This window comes from Yoonia sp. SS1-5 (assembly GCF_038443705.2).
GTDB classification, from domain to species: Bacteria; Pseudomonadota; Alphaproteobacteria; order Rhodobacterales; family Rhodobacteraceae; genus Yoonia; species Yoonia rhodophyticola.
In genome coordinates this window covers 456859-472568 of record NZ_CP151767.2, presented here as the reverse complement: position 1 = coordinate 472568, position 15710 = coordinate 456859, and the positions used below count along the sequence as shown (strand labels likewise).

General features: G+C 57.5%; 14 protein-coding genes. 6 read left to right on the top strand and 8 right to left on the bottom strand.

Features of this window, described 5'->3' with window-relative positions; translation table 11 throughout:
• Positions 1 to 28 precede the first annotated feature (28 nt).
• From AABB31_RS03840 to AABB31_RS03810, 7 genes are all read right to left on the bottom strand, one after another.
• A complete protein-coding gene (locus AABB31_RS03840; protein WP_342075767.1) occupies positions 29 to 910 on the bottom strand; it encodes an NAD(P)-dependent oxidoreductase in 882 nt (293 codons plus the stop codon).
• Positions 911 to 946: 36 nt separating this feature from the next.
• Entirely contained in the window at positions 947 to 1279 is a 333-nt protein-coding gene (locus tag AABB31_RS03835; protein WP_342075768.1) for a cupin domain-containing protein, read from the bottom strand.
• A gap of 17 nt (positions 1280 to 1296) precedes the next feature.
• The gene (locus tag AABB31_RS03830; protein WP_373635444.1) at positions 1297 to 3618 is read right to left on the bottom strand and encodes a DUF4962 domain-containing protein; all 2322 of its coding nucleotides are present in this window, start codon (positions 3616 to 3618) and stop codon (positions 1297 to 1299) included.
• A 79-nt stretch (positions 3619 to 3697) separates the two neighbouring features.
• Entirely contained in the window at positions 3698 to 5257 is a 1560-nt protein-coding gene (locus AABB31_RS03825) for an extracellular solute-binding protein (protein WP_342075771.1), read from the bottom strand.
• A gap of 26 nt (positions 5258 to 5283) precedes the next feature.
• Positions 5284 to 6165 carry a carbohydrate ABC transporter permease gene (locus AABB31_RS03820; protein WP_342075772.1) on the bottom strand — a complete coding sequence of 294 codons (882 nt, stop codon included), beginning with the start codon at positions 6163 to 6165 and terminating at the stop codon, positions 5284 to 5286.
• A 12-nt stretch (positions 6166 to 6177) separates the two neighbouring features.
• Positions 6178 to 7176, bottom strand: coding sequence for an ABC transporter permease subunit (locus tag AABB31_RS03815; RefSeq protein WP_342075773.1), 999 nt, complete (start codon positions 7174 to 7176; stop codon positions 6178 to 6180).
• Between the two features lie 3 nt (positions 7177 to 7179).
• Positions 7180 to 8256, bottom strand: coding sequence for a sn-glycerol-3-phosphate ABC transporter ATP-binding protein UgpC (locus AABB31_RS03810; protein ID WP_342075774.1), 1077 nt, complete (start codon positions 8254 to 8256; stop codon positions 7180 to 7182).
• 159 nt (positions 8257 to 8415) lie between these two features.
• Here AABB31_RS03810 and AABB31_RS03805 point away from each other — a divergent pair, with 159 nt between their 5' ends.
• From AABB31_RS03805 to manD, 3 genes are read left to right on the top strand one after another with little or no spacing between them, the layout of a single operon-like run.
• Complete coding sequence (locus AABB31_RS03805; protein ID WP_342075775.1) at positions 8416 to 9108, top strand: GntR family transcriptional regulator; 693 nt, start codon at positions 8416 to 8418, stop codon at positions 9106 to 9108.
• Between the two features lie 48 nt (positions 9109 to 9156).
• Positions 9157 to 10509: an MATE family efflux transporter gene (locus AABB31_RS03800; RefSeq protein WP_342075776.1), complete on the top strand. Its 1353-nt coding sequence runs from the start codon at positions 9157 to 9159 to the stop codon at positions 10507 to 10509.
• A 25-nt stretch (positions 10510 to 10534) separates the two neighbouring features.
• The gene (gene manD, locus AABB31_RS03795) at positions 10535 to 11761 is read left to right on the top strand and encodes a D-mannonate dehydratase ManD (RefSeq protein ID WP_342075777.1); all 1227 of its coding nucleotides are present in this window, start codon (positions 10535 to 10537) and stop codon (positions 11759 to 11761) included.
• 21 nt (positions 11762 to 11782) lie between these two features.
• Here manD and AABB31_RS03790 read toward each other — a convergent pair whose 3' ends face one another.
• Positions 11783 to 12421: a GntR family transcriptional regulator gene (locus AABB31_RS03790; protein WP_342075778.1), complete on the bottom strand. Its 639-nt coding sequence runs from the start codon at positions 12419 to 12421 to the stop codon at positions 11783 to 11785.
• 240 nt (positions 12422 to 12661) lie between these two features.
• Between AABB31_RS03790 and AABB31_RS03785 the strand changes: the two genes are divergently transcribed.
• The 3 genes from AABB31_RS03785 (at position 12662) to AABB31_RS03775 (ending at position 15536) form a co-directional block, all read left to right on the top strand.
• Positions 12662 to 13642 (top strand): TRAP transporter substrate-binding protein, encoded by a 981-nt coding sequence (locus AABB31_RS03785; protein ID WP_342075779.1) that lies wholly within the window; start codon positions 12662 to 12664, stop codon positions 13640 to 13642.
• Between the two features lie 73 nt (positions 13643 to 13715).
• A complete protein-coding gene (locus tag AABB31_RS03780) occupies positions 13716 to 14249 on the top strand; it encodes a TRAP transporter small permease (protein WP_342075780.1) in 534 nt (177 codons plus the stop codon).
• 3 nt (positions 14250 to 14252) lie between these two features.
• On the top strand, positions 14253 to 15536 hold the full coding sequence (locus AABB31_RS03775; RefSeq protein WP_342075781.1) for a TRAP transporter large permease: 1284 nt from the start codon (positions 14253 to 14255) through the stop codon (positions 15534 to 15536).
• Positions 15537 to 15710 lie beyond the last annotated feature (174 nt).

Genomic DNA, 15710 nt, shown 5'->3' with positions numbered 1-15710 from the left:
CCCCGATTGCGACTTTGAGTGATTGCGCCTAACGCTCAAGTGTCATGAAGTAATTGAAAATCTCGGGGACATTCCCGTCACCCAGGCCCGCCGCTACAGCCGCCGAAAGGTTATTTGACGTGCCCTCGGCAATCTCGGCACGTGTACCGAGATCCTCCGCAAATTTCAGGAAGTATCCCAAATCCTTATTGGCGTTGTGGATCGAGAAGCCGAGATCGCTGACACCATCAACGGCGTAGTTTTTGCAAAACCCCATCATCGGAGAGTTTGAGGGTCCCGCCGACATGATGTCGTACAAAAGGCCCCTGTCGATCCCGGTCCGGTCAGCCATCGCAAAGGCCTGGCTCATGACACAGGCGGTGGTCATGCTCATGAAGTTGTTGATCAGTTTGGTCGTGTGACCGGCCCCAAGGCCGCCGAGGTAAAAGACGTTTTCGCCTTGTTCCTCTAGCACCGGTTTGACCTTCTCAAAGACCGTCTGATCCCCTGCGGCCATGATGTTCAGCAATCCCTCTTTGGCATGCGTCGGTGACCGTCCGAGTGGCGCGTCGATCATGCCGGCCCCTTTTGCAGCCAGATCAGCGCCGATTTTGCGGGTCGAGGCGGGGATGGAGGTTCCAAAGTCAATGACGACCGCCCCCTCTTTGATGCCTGCAAGGACACCATCATCACCGTAAATCAGGGACTCGACCGCCTCCGACGTGGTGACGCACAACATGACGATGTCGCAGCGTTCTGCCAGTTCTCGCGGGGTTTGGGCCTCGGTTGCGTTGCCACGCGCCAGGACGGTGTCGATCGCGGATCTCTTGCGACCGAAAACAACCAACGCGAACCCTCTGTTTTGCAGGTTCTCCGCCATTGGGTCGCCCATAAGGCCGAGGCCAATGAAACCGATTGTGGGTTTGGTCATGGTTATTCCTTCGTCAATTGGTTTCGATGCGCGCGATCAAACAAAATCTTCGCGATGCGGTGTGAAGACATCAAGCAACATCCCGCTTTCCAGGCAGGTCGCTCCGTGTTCGATGTTGGGTTGTTTGTAGAGGCTGTCACCAGCCCCGACGACATAGGTGTTTTCGCCCACGGTGAATTCGAACTTGCCTGACATCACATAGGTGATCTGCTCGTGCGGGTGGTTATGCAGGGGCGCGTTTACGCCTGCTTCAAAATGCACCTCGACCACCATGAGGTTGTCATTATAGGCGGTGATCTTGCGCGACAGGCCCTCGGCCACGGTTTCCAACGTGCCATCGCTGCTGGGAAAGTAGTTTTGAACGGTCATTGGCGGCTCCTCAATCTTTATGTGTTGGCGAGTTTCTTCATTACGATCTTGAACGTGTTCTCGTCCGGATCGGTGAAATAAAGGTCGGCGTCATAGCCCTGGTCATCCATGAAGTTGAAGATGCGCTTGGGGGCGTCCAACCGGTAGGGGACAAGCAGTGTCGCGATCCGGTGGCGCGTGGCCGCAGGGTATTGCGCGGTCAGGCAGGTGCTGACGTGCAAGCCTTTGTAGTCCTCTGGATCCACGTCAGTGAATTCTGTCTTTTGCGTGATCGTGGGTTTGCCGCCTTCGGACCAGACAACCTGGCCGTAGAATCCCGCACGTTGCTGGGTGTTGCGGAACGAGGATTTGCCAAGCTCGAACGGTTCGTTGGCGTGCAGCAGCCATTCGACCGTGACAGGATCTGATGCGTCGACCTTGTCGACGATCACGAAGTAAGAATTGCGAACGAAGTAGATTTCGCGTTCGGCCAGCGTCACTTCGGGCGACAGGCTTTGATAGGCTTTTGTCGCGTCGCCCGCGATGTAGATGTGGTCATCCCGCTGTTCGGCGGCGAGGATTTTGCCGGTGGCGGCGAGCGCCTTGGCTTTGTCCTTTTCCGCGTATTGCCCCTTGCCGTTGATCAGGATCGCGTTCTTGGATCGTGTCTGCCTGCGCCAGTTGCGGTGCATCGACGAATTGAAGGCAACGTAATAGCCTGACTGGATCGCCATGTCCTCGCCATAGGCGGCCATGCAGAGTGCGTTCTGGTCGCCGTGGCTGTGGCTGACAGACCCGAAGCGGGAAGACTTGAAAACGAACTGGATGTGGTTGTCCGGATCTTCCATGGCGTGTTGAACACCAACCCATCCGATCCCCTTGAAATGGCGCAGCCCGCCTTCGGGTGGTGTCGCCTCGATGACCGGGAAATCAGTGCGATAGACGAGTTCATCGAAATTGGTATCCCACCAGCCCCAATTGTAGAACGCGCCTTCAGTGCCCGGATTGGTGGCCAGGTTTTCGTCGCAGTACCACTGATATTCACCCTTGCCGGTGACGCCCGCAAATTGACGCAGGTTGAGGCCGGTTTTGATGCCGGCCAGCTCGCCCTGCGTGCTGTCATCGCCAAAGGTGGCGCGGCGCGTGTTGGGGGCCTTGCAGAACAGCGGAAAATCCCCGGTGTTTTGCAGGAAGGGCCGCTGGTAGAGGTCAATGCCGGTGTAGGATTTCAGACGGTTGGCCGCGTCGATCAGATATGCGATGCCCATCATCCAGTAGTTGGTGCCCTCGGCCCAGCCACCGTCTGCATCCCCCCAGGGTGAATACACCGTCATCAGAAATTCGATGGAATAGTTAAGCCAGTCGCGGGCCTCGTCGTCCCCGTCATCGCCCAGCAAGGCGATGCAGCATGGCACAAGGCACAGTGACACAGAGCGCACAGCGTGGCTGTCATAGGGAAAGAGGTGGATCTTGGCGTTATCTATGGCGTGTTCAGCGATGTCGCGGGTCCGGGCAAGCAAGGCCGCGCGGACTGTTTCGCGTTCTGCTTCTGACAGATCGTCAAAAAGCCAGTCATAGCCCCATGCCAGCGCGTTGCAGACGCGGTAGGCCCATTCATCCGTATATGCGCGGGATGTCACGCCCATGGGGTCCCAGCTTGCGGCCTCCAGCAGCCACTCTTTCGCACGGGCGGTCATGTCGGCGTTGTCCGTGACCTTGCCGCCAATGGCAAGGTGACGGATCGCATACCACATCTCTTGCAGGTCGATATATGTCTGGCGCCAGACCGGGGCTGTGCGTTGGTGGTTGGGGTAGCCTGCAGGCTCTGGCATCACGTCGCGGTCCATCCAGGGCAGGACAGATTTTTCATAGAAACTGGACCAGCTGCAGTGGGTTGGGTCGGCGTTGACGGCCGCCTTGAAATCGCCCAGGCGGTCAGTGGTCATCCACAAACGCGGGTGGCTCGTGGTGACATGCGCCAAGCGGGTGTCGCGCAGGGCCACCGGCGTTTCTGGCAAATCAGCCGCGACGGTGAAGGACCGCGATGTGCCCCACGCACTGTTTGGCGTGCCCCTCTCGGTATCCCAGGTGGCGTAAGACCAATGATAGGTGCCGGGGGCGAGGACCGCGTCGGGGGTGAAGAAGTTGAAGGGCAGGTTTTCAAAAACCTGTGTCTGCCCCTTTGGGAAATCCGGGTCGGACGAGATACGCAGCACGTAGCGCGCGCCGTCATCGACCACGGGGATCCACGAGAAGCGGGGCGGATTTTCGACCACATCGGTATCCGCAGTCGGCGCGTAATGGATCGTCAGCCGACCGGCGTTAGGTTCATCAAGAGGAGGAAGGGCATGTGCCGACATGACAAGAAAAGTCCGCTGAATTCGTGGTTGAACCTACAGGGGGCGACACCATTGCGCCGCCCCCTGCAAACGTGAGGTATTAGCCGCCGTATTGACGGTCATAGGCGGATTGCATCACGCCCATCAGGTCGCTCCAGCCCATGGATTCGATCTGGGCGATGTAGGCGTCCCAGTCAGCTTCCACGTCGCCATTGCCGAGGATCCAGCTTTGCTGGCGCTCCAGCATATAGTCGCGGATCGTGCCCCAGGTCCGGTCGTAGACCTTTTGTTCATCCGCATTGAACGCGACGCCCAAGAAGTCCGGGATCAGGTAATCACCGGTGTCATAAAGCGCGATACCCTCAAGCGCGAACTCGTTGCTCCACTGGATTTCGTAGTTGTAATCCTGGAAGTAACCGCGACCCTGAAGCTGCGAACCAACCTGATACAGCGAGCGGTTCACAGGACCAGCGTCCAGGAACTCTTGCTTAAAGATCGGTTTGCCGTCGATCATGTCATAATGCTGACCTTCGACCCCAAAGTTGGCCAGGCGGCGGCCTTCTTCGGTAAACCAGAAGTCGAAATATTTGATCGTTTCGACCAGATGCTCGTTCGTGTGGCCGATTGCCCAGCCGTCAGGCTTTACCAGAATGCGGCGGTGCTCTTCGATCCGGCGGCCTGATGGGGACGCAGGAGGCAGAAAGGCCTTGAACTCGAACCCTTCGATATCGGCAGACAGGCGGTTATAGCCGGATGTTGACGCGAACCAGTCATGTGTGGACCCGCCCAGGTTTTCCGACAGCAGGAAGTCACGCGCGGAAGAGCCGCGTGTGAAGATTTCCGCGTCGATAAGACCCTCGTCGTACCAGCGGGCCAGGTTCTTGATGCCTTCCCGATAGCCTTCGCCGACATAGCCATGACCGATCTTGCCGTCCTCGACGAGGAAGTCGTGATAGGTGTCAGAGCCGTGAGCGCGCCCGTCCCATAGGGTCACAAGGCGGACAACTTCGGGCCATTGCCGGGCGAAGAAGGGTACTTCGTCGGCCAGACCGTTGCCGTTGGGGTCTTGGGTTTTGAAGGCACGCAGGACGGCTTCATACTCTTCGACCGTTTCAGGCATTTCGAGGCCCAGTGCGTCCAGCCAGTCGGTGCGGATCCAATAGGCCCGCCCATATTTGCCGTCTGGCAGATATGGGATGTAGTACATCTGTCCGTCGGATGCTTTGACTGCAGCCTCGATATCGGGGCGTTCGGCATAATAGGCCGCGATGTTCGGCGCGTGTTCAGCGATCAGGTCGTTGAGCGGAGCAAACGCGCCTTCGGGGCCGTACTGATTGACGAAGTCGCGGATGCGGCTGGAGCCGACAATGTCGGGGATGTTGCCAGAGGCGAGCATGAGGTTAAGTGCCTCGGTTCGGCCGGTATTTTCATCGGTACGCATGTTGGCACCAACGGTGTCGTTGAGCAGGTGAATGCCTGTCAGCTCACGCGCAACCTGTTCCACCGGCCAGCTTTCCTCGTAAATCGGGTAGCGGGCGTGGTTCATCTGGATCGTCAGTTCCAGCGGCTCATCAACGATCCGCAGATGGCCATCGGCCAGTGCGGGTGTGGCGATCGCGCTGCCAGCAAGCAACGCCGCCACAAGGCTAAGTTTACGCATTTGTTTTCCTCCCATATGCGTTTTGGCTATTCCTTCACACCTCCGAGCAGGATGCCCTTTTCGAAGTATTTCTGAATGAACGGGTAGACGATCAGGACCGGGATGATTGAACAGACGATGATCGCGGCCGTGACGGTTTCGGCGCTAAAGCCTGCTGCCGTCTGCACGATGGCGAATTCGTCGTCGTCAGAGAGTGTCGCGATGGTGTGCCGCAGGAACACCTGTAGCGGGATCTTATCCTCGGACTGCAACAGAACCATGGCCCAGAAGAACCCGTTCCAGCGTGAGACGATGCAAAACAGCGTGATCGTCGCGATGGCTGGTTTTGAGAGCGGGATGAAGACCTTCCACAGCACCTGGAAGTCATTCGCGCCGTCCATGCGCGCCGCCTCTTCAAAGGATTGCGGGATCGCCTCGAAGAAGTTGCGCAGCAGGATGATGTTGAAGGCGTTGACCGCGAAGGCGAGAATGATGCCGAACATACTGTCGAGCAGGTTCAGATCGCGCATGTTCAAAAAGAACGGGATCAGGCCCGCGTTGAACCACATAGTGAAGGCGATAAAGAGGTTGAAGAACCGCCGCCCCTTTAGCTGCGGTCGCGACAGCGCGTAGGCGCCCGGGATGATAAACGCAAGCGACATGATCGTGCCGCCAATGGTGTAAATAAAGGTGTTGAGGTAACTGGTCCAAAATTTCGGATCGCCGATGATGTAACCATATGCCTCAAGCGTCGCATCAATGGGTGTCAGCACCACCTTGCCTGCTTGCGCCGCAAAGCCAGAGCTGAAAGACACCGCCGCGATATAGATAAACGGGTACAGTGTTGCCGCCGTGAACATCCCGATCAGGACGGACACGATGATGGCAAAGACCTTATCGCCGCGAGAGTAGAGGTTCCATTTCATCATGGCGCTATCCCCCTACCAAAGCGATGTGCGCGAGAATCGGCGCGACAAAGTGTTGGCGGTCATCACGAGGACAAAGGCGACAACAGCGTTAAAGAGGCCGGCCGCAGCGGCCAGGTCATACTGGCCGGATTGCAGGCCCTGCCGATAGACCCATGTGTTCACCACATCCGCAGTTTCATAGGTCGCGGGCTGATAGAGAAGGATGACAAGTTCAAACGACACCTCCATCACGTTGCCAATCCGGATAATCAGCATGATCAGGATCGTGGGCAGGATCGAAGGGATCGTAATCTTCCACATCATCTGCCAGCGGTTCGCCCCGTCAACCACCGCACTTTCATAAAGGGATGGGTTCACACCCGCGATGGCTGCCAGAAAGACGATGGAGCCAAAGCCAGCCTCTTGCCAGATACCTGTGCCGACAAAAATGGGCCGGAACCATTCGGGTTGCGTGAGGAAGTAGACGGACTCCATCCCCAGCCAGCCGAGAACTGTGTTGATGACACCAACGGTTGGCGAAAACGCGGTAATCACGATCCCTGCGATGATCACCGACGAGATAAAGTGCGGCAGATAGACGATGGTTTGCGCGGTGCGCTTGTAGCTGGCGTGCAGGATCTCGTTGAACATCAGCGCCAGGATGATCGGCGCCGGGAAGCCAAAGATCAGGTTGTAAAAGCTGATCGTGATGGTGTTCTTGACGGCCCGAATGAATGAATCGTTTTCAAACAGGGTTTGGAAATGCTCCCACCCGACCCAAGGACTGTTGGCAACACCCCGGAAGATCGAATAATCCTTGAACGCGATTTGCAGGCCGTACATTGGCTTATACAGAAAGACGATAAACCAGATAACCGCCGGCATCAGCATCACATAGATCTGCCATTCGCGGTTGAAGTGGTCGATCAGGCGCACGAACGAACCGTCTTTGGCAAGGCGTTTGGCCTCTTTGGCCTGAATGATCGCCTCTTCCGGTGAGACGCCCGAGACATTTGCGTTTTCGTCCACCATTCTTCAGCCGCCCAGAGCCAACGCGCGGCCGGTTTCGGCGTCGAATATCTTGACCAGATGGGCCGGTACGTGCACCTCCCCTACCCCGGACAGATGCGCGATATCCCCGTCGGTATCGGCTTTGAACACCATGTCGGTGTCGCCATAACGGGCGTGCAACAGGGCCTCTGACCCCAATGGTTCAACGAGGTCGAGGGCAATTGGCAAGACAGAGGTTTGCGCACCCGGTGTCAGGCTGACATGTTCAGGGCGGATGCCCACGACCACATCACGCCCGGCATGACCATTGATCGGGCCTGTCAATTTGATCTCAGTGCCGCCAATCTGCGCGCCGCTGTCGGTGAGCGTGCCTTTGATCTGGTTCATCGGCGGAGACCCAAGAAAGCCCGCAACGAAGGTGTTGGCTGGGTTGTTGAACAGCTCCATCGGGGTGCCGACCTGTTCGATCCGGCCATCGTTCATGACCACGATGCGGTCGGCCAGTGTCATCGCCTCGACCTGGTCGTGTGTCACATAGATGGACGTGACACCAAGACGGTTGTGCAGGCGCTTGATCTCGGCCCGCATTTGGGTCCGTAATTTTGCGTCAAGGTTGGAGAGCGGTTCATCAAAAAGGAACACCTTGGGGTGGCGGACAATCGCGCGGCCCATGGCAACACGTTGGCGTTGGCCGCCGGACAGATCAGCGGGGCGACGTTCGAGATATGGGGTGAGGCCCAGAATCTCTGCGACATCCGCAATCGTCGTCTTGATCTCGTCCTTTGGCATTTTGCGGATGCGCAAGCCGAAGGCCATATTGTCGGCGACGTTCAGATGTGGGTAAAGCGCGTAGTTCTGAAAAACCATCGCCACGTCGCGATCTTTGGGGGCCACGCGGTTCATGCGGCGGCTGTCAATTGCCAGATCACCGGCAGTAATCTCTTCTAGGCCGGCGATCATGCGCAGGGTTGTGGATTTTCCGCAGCCAGATGGGCCGACAAGCACCACAAATTCCTTTTCTGCCACCGAAAGGTTGATCCCGTGGACCACCTGCAATGCGCCATATGCCTTGACGATTCCGTCTAAATCCACACCAGACATGGTCCCTCCCACAGGCTGCCGACCCTGCTGCTTATGCTGCAGCGAATCAGCCGATCGATTCTGGTATACTAGTCGGTCCACGACATGGCTAGTCTGGTATACTAGTTTTTCTTGATGTAAGACGGTGGCGAAACATGCTCGGAAGGAGAGCAGGAAAAAATGGCCGAAAGCACACTTCTTAGCGAACGTCGCACCGCTGTTGACGATGTATTTGACTATTTGCGCGACCAGATCGCGACCTTAAGGCTGAAGCCGGGTGACCGAATCTCGGAGGCAGAGATCGCTGCTCAATTCGGCATATCGCGGCAGCCCGTGCGGGATGCTTTCAGCCGTTTGGCCAACCAGGATTTGTTACTTATCCGGCCGCAGCGCGCCACAGAGGTTCGGCGATTTTCGATGCGCAATATCGAGAAGTCGCGGTTTATTCGTGCGGCCGTCGAGAAAGAGGTTTTGCGCCGCGCCGCCGCGCATTGCGACCCTGCGAGCGCCGCGCGTCTGCACGATGCGCTCGCCCAGCAGGAAGAGGTCGTTGCAAAGGGTGATTTTGATGCGTTTGGCCCCTTGGACTATGCATTTCACAAGTTGCTATGTGAGATCGCGCAAACCGATTACGCCTTCGAGGTGATCCTGGAAGAAAAAGCCAAGATTGATCGGTTATGTATGCTGGGCCTGGAAAAGGAACATCGCCTGCCTGACCTTGTCGCCGATCATCAAGCGATTGCCAAGGCAGTGATAGCACATGACGCCGATGCCGCCGTAAGCGCCGGTGTCATCCACCTGTCGCGGCTTGATGAGACGATCGAGCGGATCAAGGCGTCGAATGCGAACTACTTTGTGCAGTCAGAGCAATGATCTGATCCGCCGCCTTAACTGGTTTTCTGGCGCGCCGGACGCAGTGCAATGACCGCGATATCAGCACCCGGCGCGAGGGACGTCTTTGCATTGGCTTGGCCGATGACGCTAAAGGCCCTGTTTTTGCATGGCACGGTGGTGATTGACGGGTTGCTGGTCGCGCCACTGGGCGAAGGTGCATTGGCTGCGATGGGCTTGGCCGCGGCCCTTGGCGGGATCGTGTTAGGGGTCATCTTTGCCTTTTCGCATGCGATGCAGATCCGCACAGCACAGGCATATGGCGTTGGTGATCCGGTGTTTCTCAAGTCTGCATTGGTCTCGGGCCTTGCGATCAGCGTCAGCATTGGCGTGGGCGGCGTCGTTGTGATCAATCTGGTGGCCGGGGCCGTGGTTGACGCGCTCGCCCCAAGTGTTGCGGTCGCAACGCAGGCCCGGACCTATCTTGCGATTTTCTCGATTGTGCTGCTGGGCGAAGCCATTGGACAGTGCATTGCCAGCTATTTTAATGGGTGCAGCCAGACCAAACTGCCGTTGCTGGGGTATTTGATTTCGGTTCCGATCAACATTGTCGCCTCGCTGGGACTGATCCACGGGCTGTGGGGGCTGCCCGCGATGGGTGTCGCGGGTGCCGCGACAGGAAGTGCAATTGCGATTTCCGTGCAAACCGTTGTTTGGCTGGCAATGCTCGCGCGTCGGCACGGCCCCGTGTTTCAAAGCGTCGGATGGCGCAATGATACGTTGGCGCGGACGGCTCATCGGCATCTGACCTTTGCGCTGCCGATTGCCGCCACATTCATCAGTGCGACACTGGCGACCCATGTGTGTTCGCTGATCTATGCGAATATGAGCCTGAACGCCTTTGCCGCCATGACATTGATCGCGCCATGGAATTTGCTGGCCGGACAGGTCGCGATGCAGTGGACGCAAGCAACAGGAATCCTCGTCGCACAACTGCTTGGCAAAAGGACGCCCGGCCCGGTGCTCGACCGGTTTCTGTCCCGTGCCTGGCGCGGTGCTTTCCTCGCTGCGGGTATCGTTGCCGCAATCTTTCTGGTGATGTGTTTGTCGCTCGACAGGATCTACCCAGATCTGGAGCCGGAAACACGGGCCACCCTGTTTGGCTTTCTGCCGATCCTGATGGTCATCCAGTTCCCCCGTGCCACAAATGCGATCTGCGGCAATACTTTGAGGGCGGCAGGCGACACGGTCTATGTCATGCACATCTTCATTTGGAGCCAATGGGCCTTTCGGGTGCCGGCCACCGCATTGTTCGTGCTCACCTTTGGGCTGCCAGCGTTCTGGGTGTTTTCACTGTTTCTGTGGGAGGAAATCGTCAAGTTCTTGCCGTTCCACCGCCGCTTGCGGCGCGGCGACTGGAAACAGAGGGATGTCGCGGCTTGACCCCAAAACCAAAGGAGATACCGCAGTGAAAATCACAGACGCCAAGGTCTTTGTCGGCGGGCCAGGTAAGAACTATGTCACCCTGAAGATCATGACCGATCAGGGCGTCTATGGCCTTGGCGACGCAACGCTTAATAATCGCGAAACGCTGCCGGCGGCCTATTTGCAGGACTACCTGATCCCAAACCTGATCGGCATGGACCCGCGGCGCAGCGAAGACATCTGGCAGTTCTTCTATCGCGGCGCCTACTTTCGCCGGGGGCCCATCGCGATGGCGGCCTTTGGGGCCATCGACATGGCGCTGTGGGACATCAAGGGCAAGTTGGCGGGGATGCCAGTCTATGACTTGTTGGGTGGCAAAAGCCGTGACAGCGCGTTGGTCTACGCCCACGCGACAGGCGCTGATCTGGAAGATCTGTGTGACAGCGTCGCCAAGGTCCTTGAACGTGGCTACAAGGCCGTGCGTGTTCAATGCGGTATCCCAGACATGCCAACCGCCAGCTATGCGGTCCCCGAAGCCAGCGGAACAGATGGTGATTTCATCACCGATTTCAGCGGTATTCGCCCCAAGATCGAGATCTGGGACACTGATCGTTACATGCGGTTTATGCCTCAGGCCCTCGCCACAGTCCGCGACCGCTTTGGCCCCGACCTTACGCTGCTGCATGATGTCCACCACCGCCTGACCCCGCGTGAGGCCGCGGCCTTTGCCAAAGAGGTCGAACCGGTCGGGCTTTATTGGCTGGAGGATCCAACCCCCGCAGAGGATCAGGATGCCCTGCGCCTTGTCCGCCAGCATAGCACGACCCCGATTGCGATCGGCGAAGTGTTCAATTCGATTTGGGACTGCAACAGGCTGATCGAGCAAGAACTGATTGATTTCATCCGCGTCGCCGTCGCCTATGCCGGCGGGATAACCCATGTCCGTCGCATCGTCGATCTTGCGGGGCTGCACAATGTGCGCACAGGCTTCCACGGGGCACCCAGCCACTCGCCCATCTCGATGGCGGCGCAAGCCCATCTGAACGCCTGGGCGCCCAATTTTGGTATTCAGGAATACCTGGTGCTGGGCACCCCCGCCTGTGACGCGCTGTTTCCCTCTGGGCATCGGATGACAGAGGGGCAGTTCTATGTCAGCGATGCACCCGGTCTGGGTGTTGATTTCGACGAGGCCGAGGCCAAGCGCTATCGTTATCAGCCCAGCAGTCACCCCGTCGTGCGGCTAGAGGACGGGACGATCTGGAACTATTAGGCGGACCCTGGGGTCAGGACCCTAGTTGTCGAAAAATTCAGCGTGAGTTGCGTAAATATCGCTGATCACGCTATCGAGACGCCCGAGATGTCGGCGAAATACGGTTTCGACCTTCTCGATGGACCCACTCGAAAGCGCGTCCGCGATGCTTTCGTGGTCGACGAGTACGGCGGCAACTTCATCCCTGCTGGCGAGGCTGAGCATGCAAAGGCGGTCCACCCTTTGCTTGCACTCGACGATGGTTTGAAACGCAAGGGGGTGCCCGCCTAATTCGCAGATGAGTTTGTGAAAGTCATAGTCCAATTGGTGAAAGGTTTGCGTTTGGCCCGCCTTGATCGCGGCCCTTTGCTGCGCGATATTCTCTTTAAGCAGCTGGGCGTTTGCCGGCACCCAGTTCTGGCAGGCCAGCCGCGCGATTTCCAGCTCGACCGCGAGCCTCACAAAGCGGGTATTCTCGATCTCTGTAATGGAAAATCCGCTGACGACGGTGGCGCGCTGTGGCCGGACTTTCAAAAGCTGCAAGTTGCTGAGCCGGTTAAAGGCATCCCGGACCGGCTGCCGGGAGACACCTAGCTTGGCCGCCACCTCTGCCTCGGAAATCCGGGCGCCCGGCAAAAGTTCCAGCGAAAGAATCTGTGCATGAAGCGTTTCAAACACCATATCTGTGGTCGTCCGGGGCGCGGTCCTGTTTCTAATCTCCAGCGGCATCGTTCACTCGTCTGATCAATTGTCGAAAACGGATTACCGCTAAACCATGGAAAATGCACGCCAATTGACGCCGCCCTGAAGGCCGCGCCGAGTCCGCGGAATTTGCAGTTGACATTCTGGGATACTAGTCACCACAATTAGATCATAATATAGCGCCGGTTCAAGCGCGGCGCGTGAGCTCAAAGGGAGGACATGATGCTCAAGAAACTGACAACAACCATTGTCGCCGCCAGCACGATTGCCGTGCTCGCCACGGCAGCCACCGCAGAAACCTGGCGCGCCTGGAACATCCACAACGAAGGCCATCCCAATACCGCAGCAATGGATCGGTTTGCCGAGCTGGTTGCGGACAAGACGGGTGGTGAGGTGACCGTTGATGTTTTCCACGGTGGTGTTTTGGGCTCGCAGCCTGATGCGATTGAACAAGTCCGCATTGGGGCGATTGATGTTGGCAACTTCAACCTCGGCCCGATTGGCCCGATCGTGAAAGAGGCGAACCTTGTGTCGTTGCCGTTCATCTTCAAAAGCGTGCCGCACATGTTCCGTGTGCTTGAGGGCGAAGCAGGTGACGTCATGGGCGCAGCCATGGCAGAAGCAGGCATCATGCCAATTGCCTGGATTGATGCCGGTGCGCGGTCTTTCTATGCGCAGAAAGCGATTGAAACGCCTGCTGACGTCGAAGGGCTGAAAATCCGCGTGATGAACAACGATCTCTACACCTCGATGATCTCTGCGATGGGCGGCAACCCGTCCCCGATGGCCTTTGCCGAGGTGCAGCAGGCGTTGAAAACCGGTGTCGTGGACGGTGCCGAGAATAACTTCCCATCCTTCAAAAACGTCGGTCACTACGAGGTGACGACGCATTATTCACTGTCCGAGCACCTGATCATTCCAGAGTGTATCTGCGTGAATACCGCTAAGTTCGAGGCCCTGTCCGAAGACATGCAAGCAGCCGTACGCGCCGCCGCCGAAGAAGCAGCACTCTATCAGCGCGAGCTATGGGCGGTCGGAACCGAGCAGGCCCGTGCAGACGTTGAGGCCGCGGGCATCGTCGTGACCGAAATCGCTGACAAGGGGCCCTTCCAGGACGCCATGGGTGCGGTCTATGAAGAGTACCTCGCGGTCAATCCTGACATGGCAGCGCTGGTCGAAATCGCGCAATCAACCGAGTGATCTGCACGCGTTAGTTTAAGACAGTGCCCGGCGCCACTTTCGGTGCCGGGCGTTTTTTTGGCGGGGACCCAGCATGCGAACCAAAGACGAGCCACCACGGTTTCTGACGTCGCTCGACAAAAGCTACGACTTGCTGACGAAGCTTTGCTTTTTATTGTCTGGCACGGCGCTTGTTGTGATGACGGCGATCTTCGCCTGGTTGGTCTTCGGCCGCTATGTGTTGAACGACACACCAACCTGGGTCGAGCAGGTCTCGCTGCTACTTGTCATGGTCATCGCATTCTTTGGGGCCGCAGCGGGCGTGCACCAGCACACCCACCTGTCGGTCGTCGTCTTTCGCAACATCGTGCCGGGGCCAGTGCGCACCGTCTTTGTCATGGTGAGTGATACGCTGATGATGATCTTTGGCGGCATGATGTTCTGGTACGGATGGGAACTGACACAGTTCAAATGGAAGACCCTCATCCCTTTGATCCAGTGGTCTGAAGGGCTGCGATCTTTGCCGATGACCATTTGTGGGCTTTTGCTCTTTCTGTTTTCCGCAGGCCACCTCTTGCGCGTCTTCCTTGGGCATGACGCGCGCAAAGACAACATCGATCAGGGTTAAGACATGGGATTCATGGTTCTGATGGGGGCTTTCACCCTCTGCGTCATGATTGGCGTTCCGGTGGCGTTTGCTCTGGGCATCGCAGCGCTTGTCGCATTCTGGCATGAAGGCCTGCCCCTGTTCGTCGGGTTTCAGCGGATCGTTGCGGGCATCAACGTTTATGCTTTCATGGCGATCCCCTTCTTTATCTTCGCGGGCGAGTTGATGTTCCACGGCGGCATCGCGCAGCGTCTTGTAAAATTCGCGCAAGCCGCCGTTGGTGCGGTCCGTGGCGGGCTTGGGATTGTGAACGTGTTTTCGTCGATGCTCTTTGGCGGCATTTCCGGCTCGGCGATTGCGGACATCTCTGCGTTGGGGTCGATCCTTGTGCCTGTGATGAAGGACAAGGGCTATGACGCAGACTATGCGGTCAACGTGACGGTGACGTCCTCGATTGCCGGCATCATCATCCCGCCGAGCCACAATATGATCATCTTCGCGCTGGCCACCGGTGGTGCTGTGTCGATTTCGAAACTGTTCCTTGCAGGTGTTGTTCCGGGCGTTCTGATGTGCATCTGCCTTGCTGTCGCCGCCTATCTGGTTGCTGTCAAACGCGGCTATCAAGCTGAAAGATTCCCCGGTTGGTCGGCGTTGCTGTTCAGCTTTGCCGGGGCCATTCCGGGCCTTTTGACGGCCGTGATTATCGTGGGCGGTGTCTTGTCCGGCATCTTTACGGTGACCGAGTCCGGGGCGTTTGGCGCCATGTATGCCTTTGTCGTGACGGTGTTTGTGTACCGCAGCCTGACCTGGGAAAAGTTCAAGACAGCCGTTATTTCATCTGTGCGCACAACCTCGATGGTCACGATCCTGATCGCTTGCGCCGGTGCTTTCGCGTATATGCTGACGTTTTACAGGGTGCCGGACAATACGGTGAAATTTTTGCTGGCGATCAGCGAAAACCCGATACTGATCCTGTTGATGATCAACGCCGTCTTGCTGCTGCTTGGCATGATCATGGACATGGCTGCGTTGATCTTGATTTGCACGCCGATCTTTTTGCCCGTGATGCAAAGCCTCGGGATTGATCCTGTCCAGTTTGGCATGATCTTGCTTGTGAACCTTGGACTGGGACTATGTACGCCACCGGTCGGAACATGCCTGTTCGTTGGGTGTGCCGTTGGCAAGCTGCCGATGGAAAAGGCGGTGCGAACGATTTGGCCATTCTACCTGGCAATCTTCGTAGCGCTGATGCTGATCACTTTTGTGCCCGCGATCTCAATGACGCTGCCAAACCTGGTGATCCCATAGTTCCGATGTCTGAGGCACCGGCGAAGATGGTCATGCGCCAGCGTGTTCAGTCACGATGGCAGGCTGCTTGGAACCTGACCATGTAATTCTACGCCCCGCACGAGTCGCAGATGCTCAGTTCATTGGGGACAATCCTGACCCCTACCCCATATTCTCGCTGCCCATACTCCAAAG

Bases quoted from the DNA above. Each gene is read 5' to 3' on its own strand.
- AABB31_RS03785 (WP_342075779.1), top strand. From the start codon at position 12,662: ATGATGCTCAAGAAACTGACAACAACCATTGTCGCCGCCAGCACGATT.
- AABB31_RS03820 (WP_342075772.1), bottom strand. From the start codon at position 6,165: ATGATGAAATGGAACCTCTACTCTCGCGGCGATAAGGTCTTTGCCATC.
- AABB31_RS03815 (WP_342075773.1), bottom strand. From the start codon at position 7,176: ATGGTGGACGAAAACGCAAATGTCTCGGGCGTCTCACCGGAAGAGGCG.
- AABB31_RS03830 (WP_373635444.1), bottom strand. From the start codon at position 3,618: ATGTCGGCACATGCCCTTCCTCCTCTTGATGAACCTAACGCCGGTCGG.
- AABB31_RS03810 (WP_342075774.1), bottom strand. From the start codon at position 8,256: ATGTCTGGTGTGGATTTAGACGGAATCGTCAAGGCATATGGCGCATTG.
- AABB31_RS03805 (WP_342075775.1), top strand. From the start codon at position 8,416: ATGGCCGAAAGCACACTTCTTAGCGAACGTCGCACCGCTGTTGACGAT.
- AABB31_RS03835 (WP_342075768.1), bottom strand. From the start codon at position 1,279: ATGACCGTTCAAAACTACTTTCCCAGCAGCGATGGCACGTTGGAAACC.
- AABB31_RS03790 (WP_342075778.1), bottom strand. From the start codon at position 12,421: ATGGTGTTTGAAACGCTTCATGCACAGATTCTTTCGCTGGAACTTTTG.
- AABB31_RS03840 (WP_342075767.1), bottom strand. From the start codon at position 910: ATGACCAAACCCACAATCGGTTTCATTGGCCTCGGCCTTATGGGCGAC.
- AABB31_RS03780 (WP_342075780.1), top strand. From the start codon at position 13,716: ATGCGAACCAAAGACGAGCCACCACGGTTTCTGACGTCGCTCGACAAA.
- AABB31_RS03775 (WP_342075781.1), top strand. From the start codon at position 14,253: ATGGGATTCATGGTTCTGATGGGGGCTTTCACCCTCTGCGTCATGATT.
- AABB31_RS03825 (WP_342075771.1), bottom strand. From the start codon at position 5,257: ATGCGTAAACTTAGCCTTGTGGCGGCGTTGCTTGCTGGCAGCGCGATC.
- AABB31_RS03800 (WP_342075776.1), top strand. From the start codon at position 9,157: ATGACCGCGATATCAGCACCCGGCGCGAGGGACGTCTTTGCATTGGCT.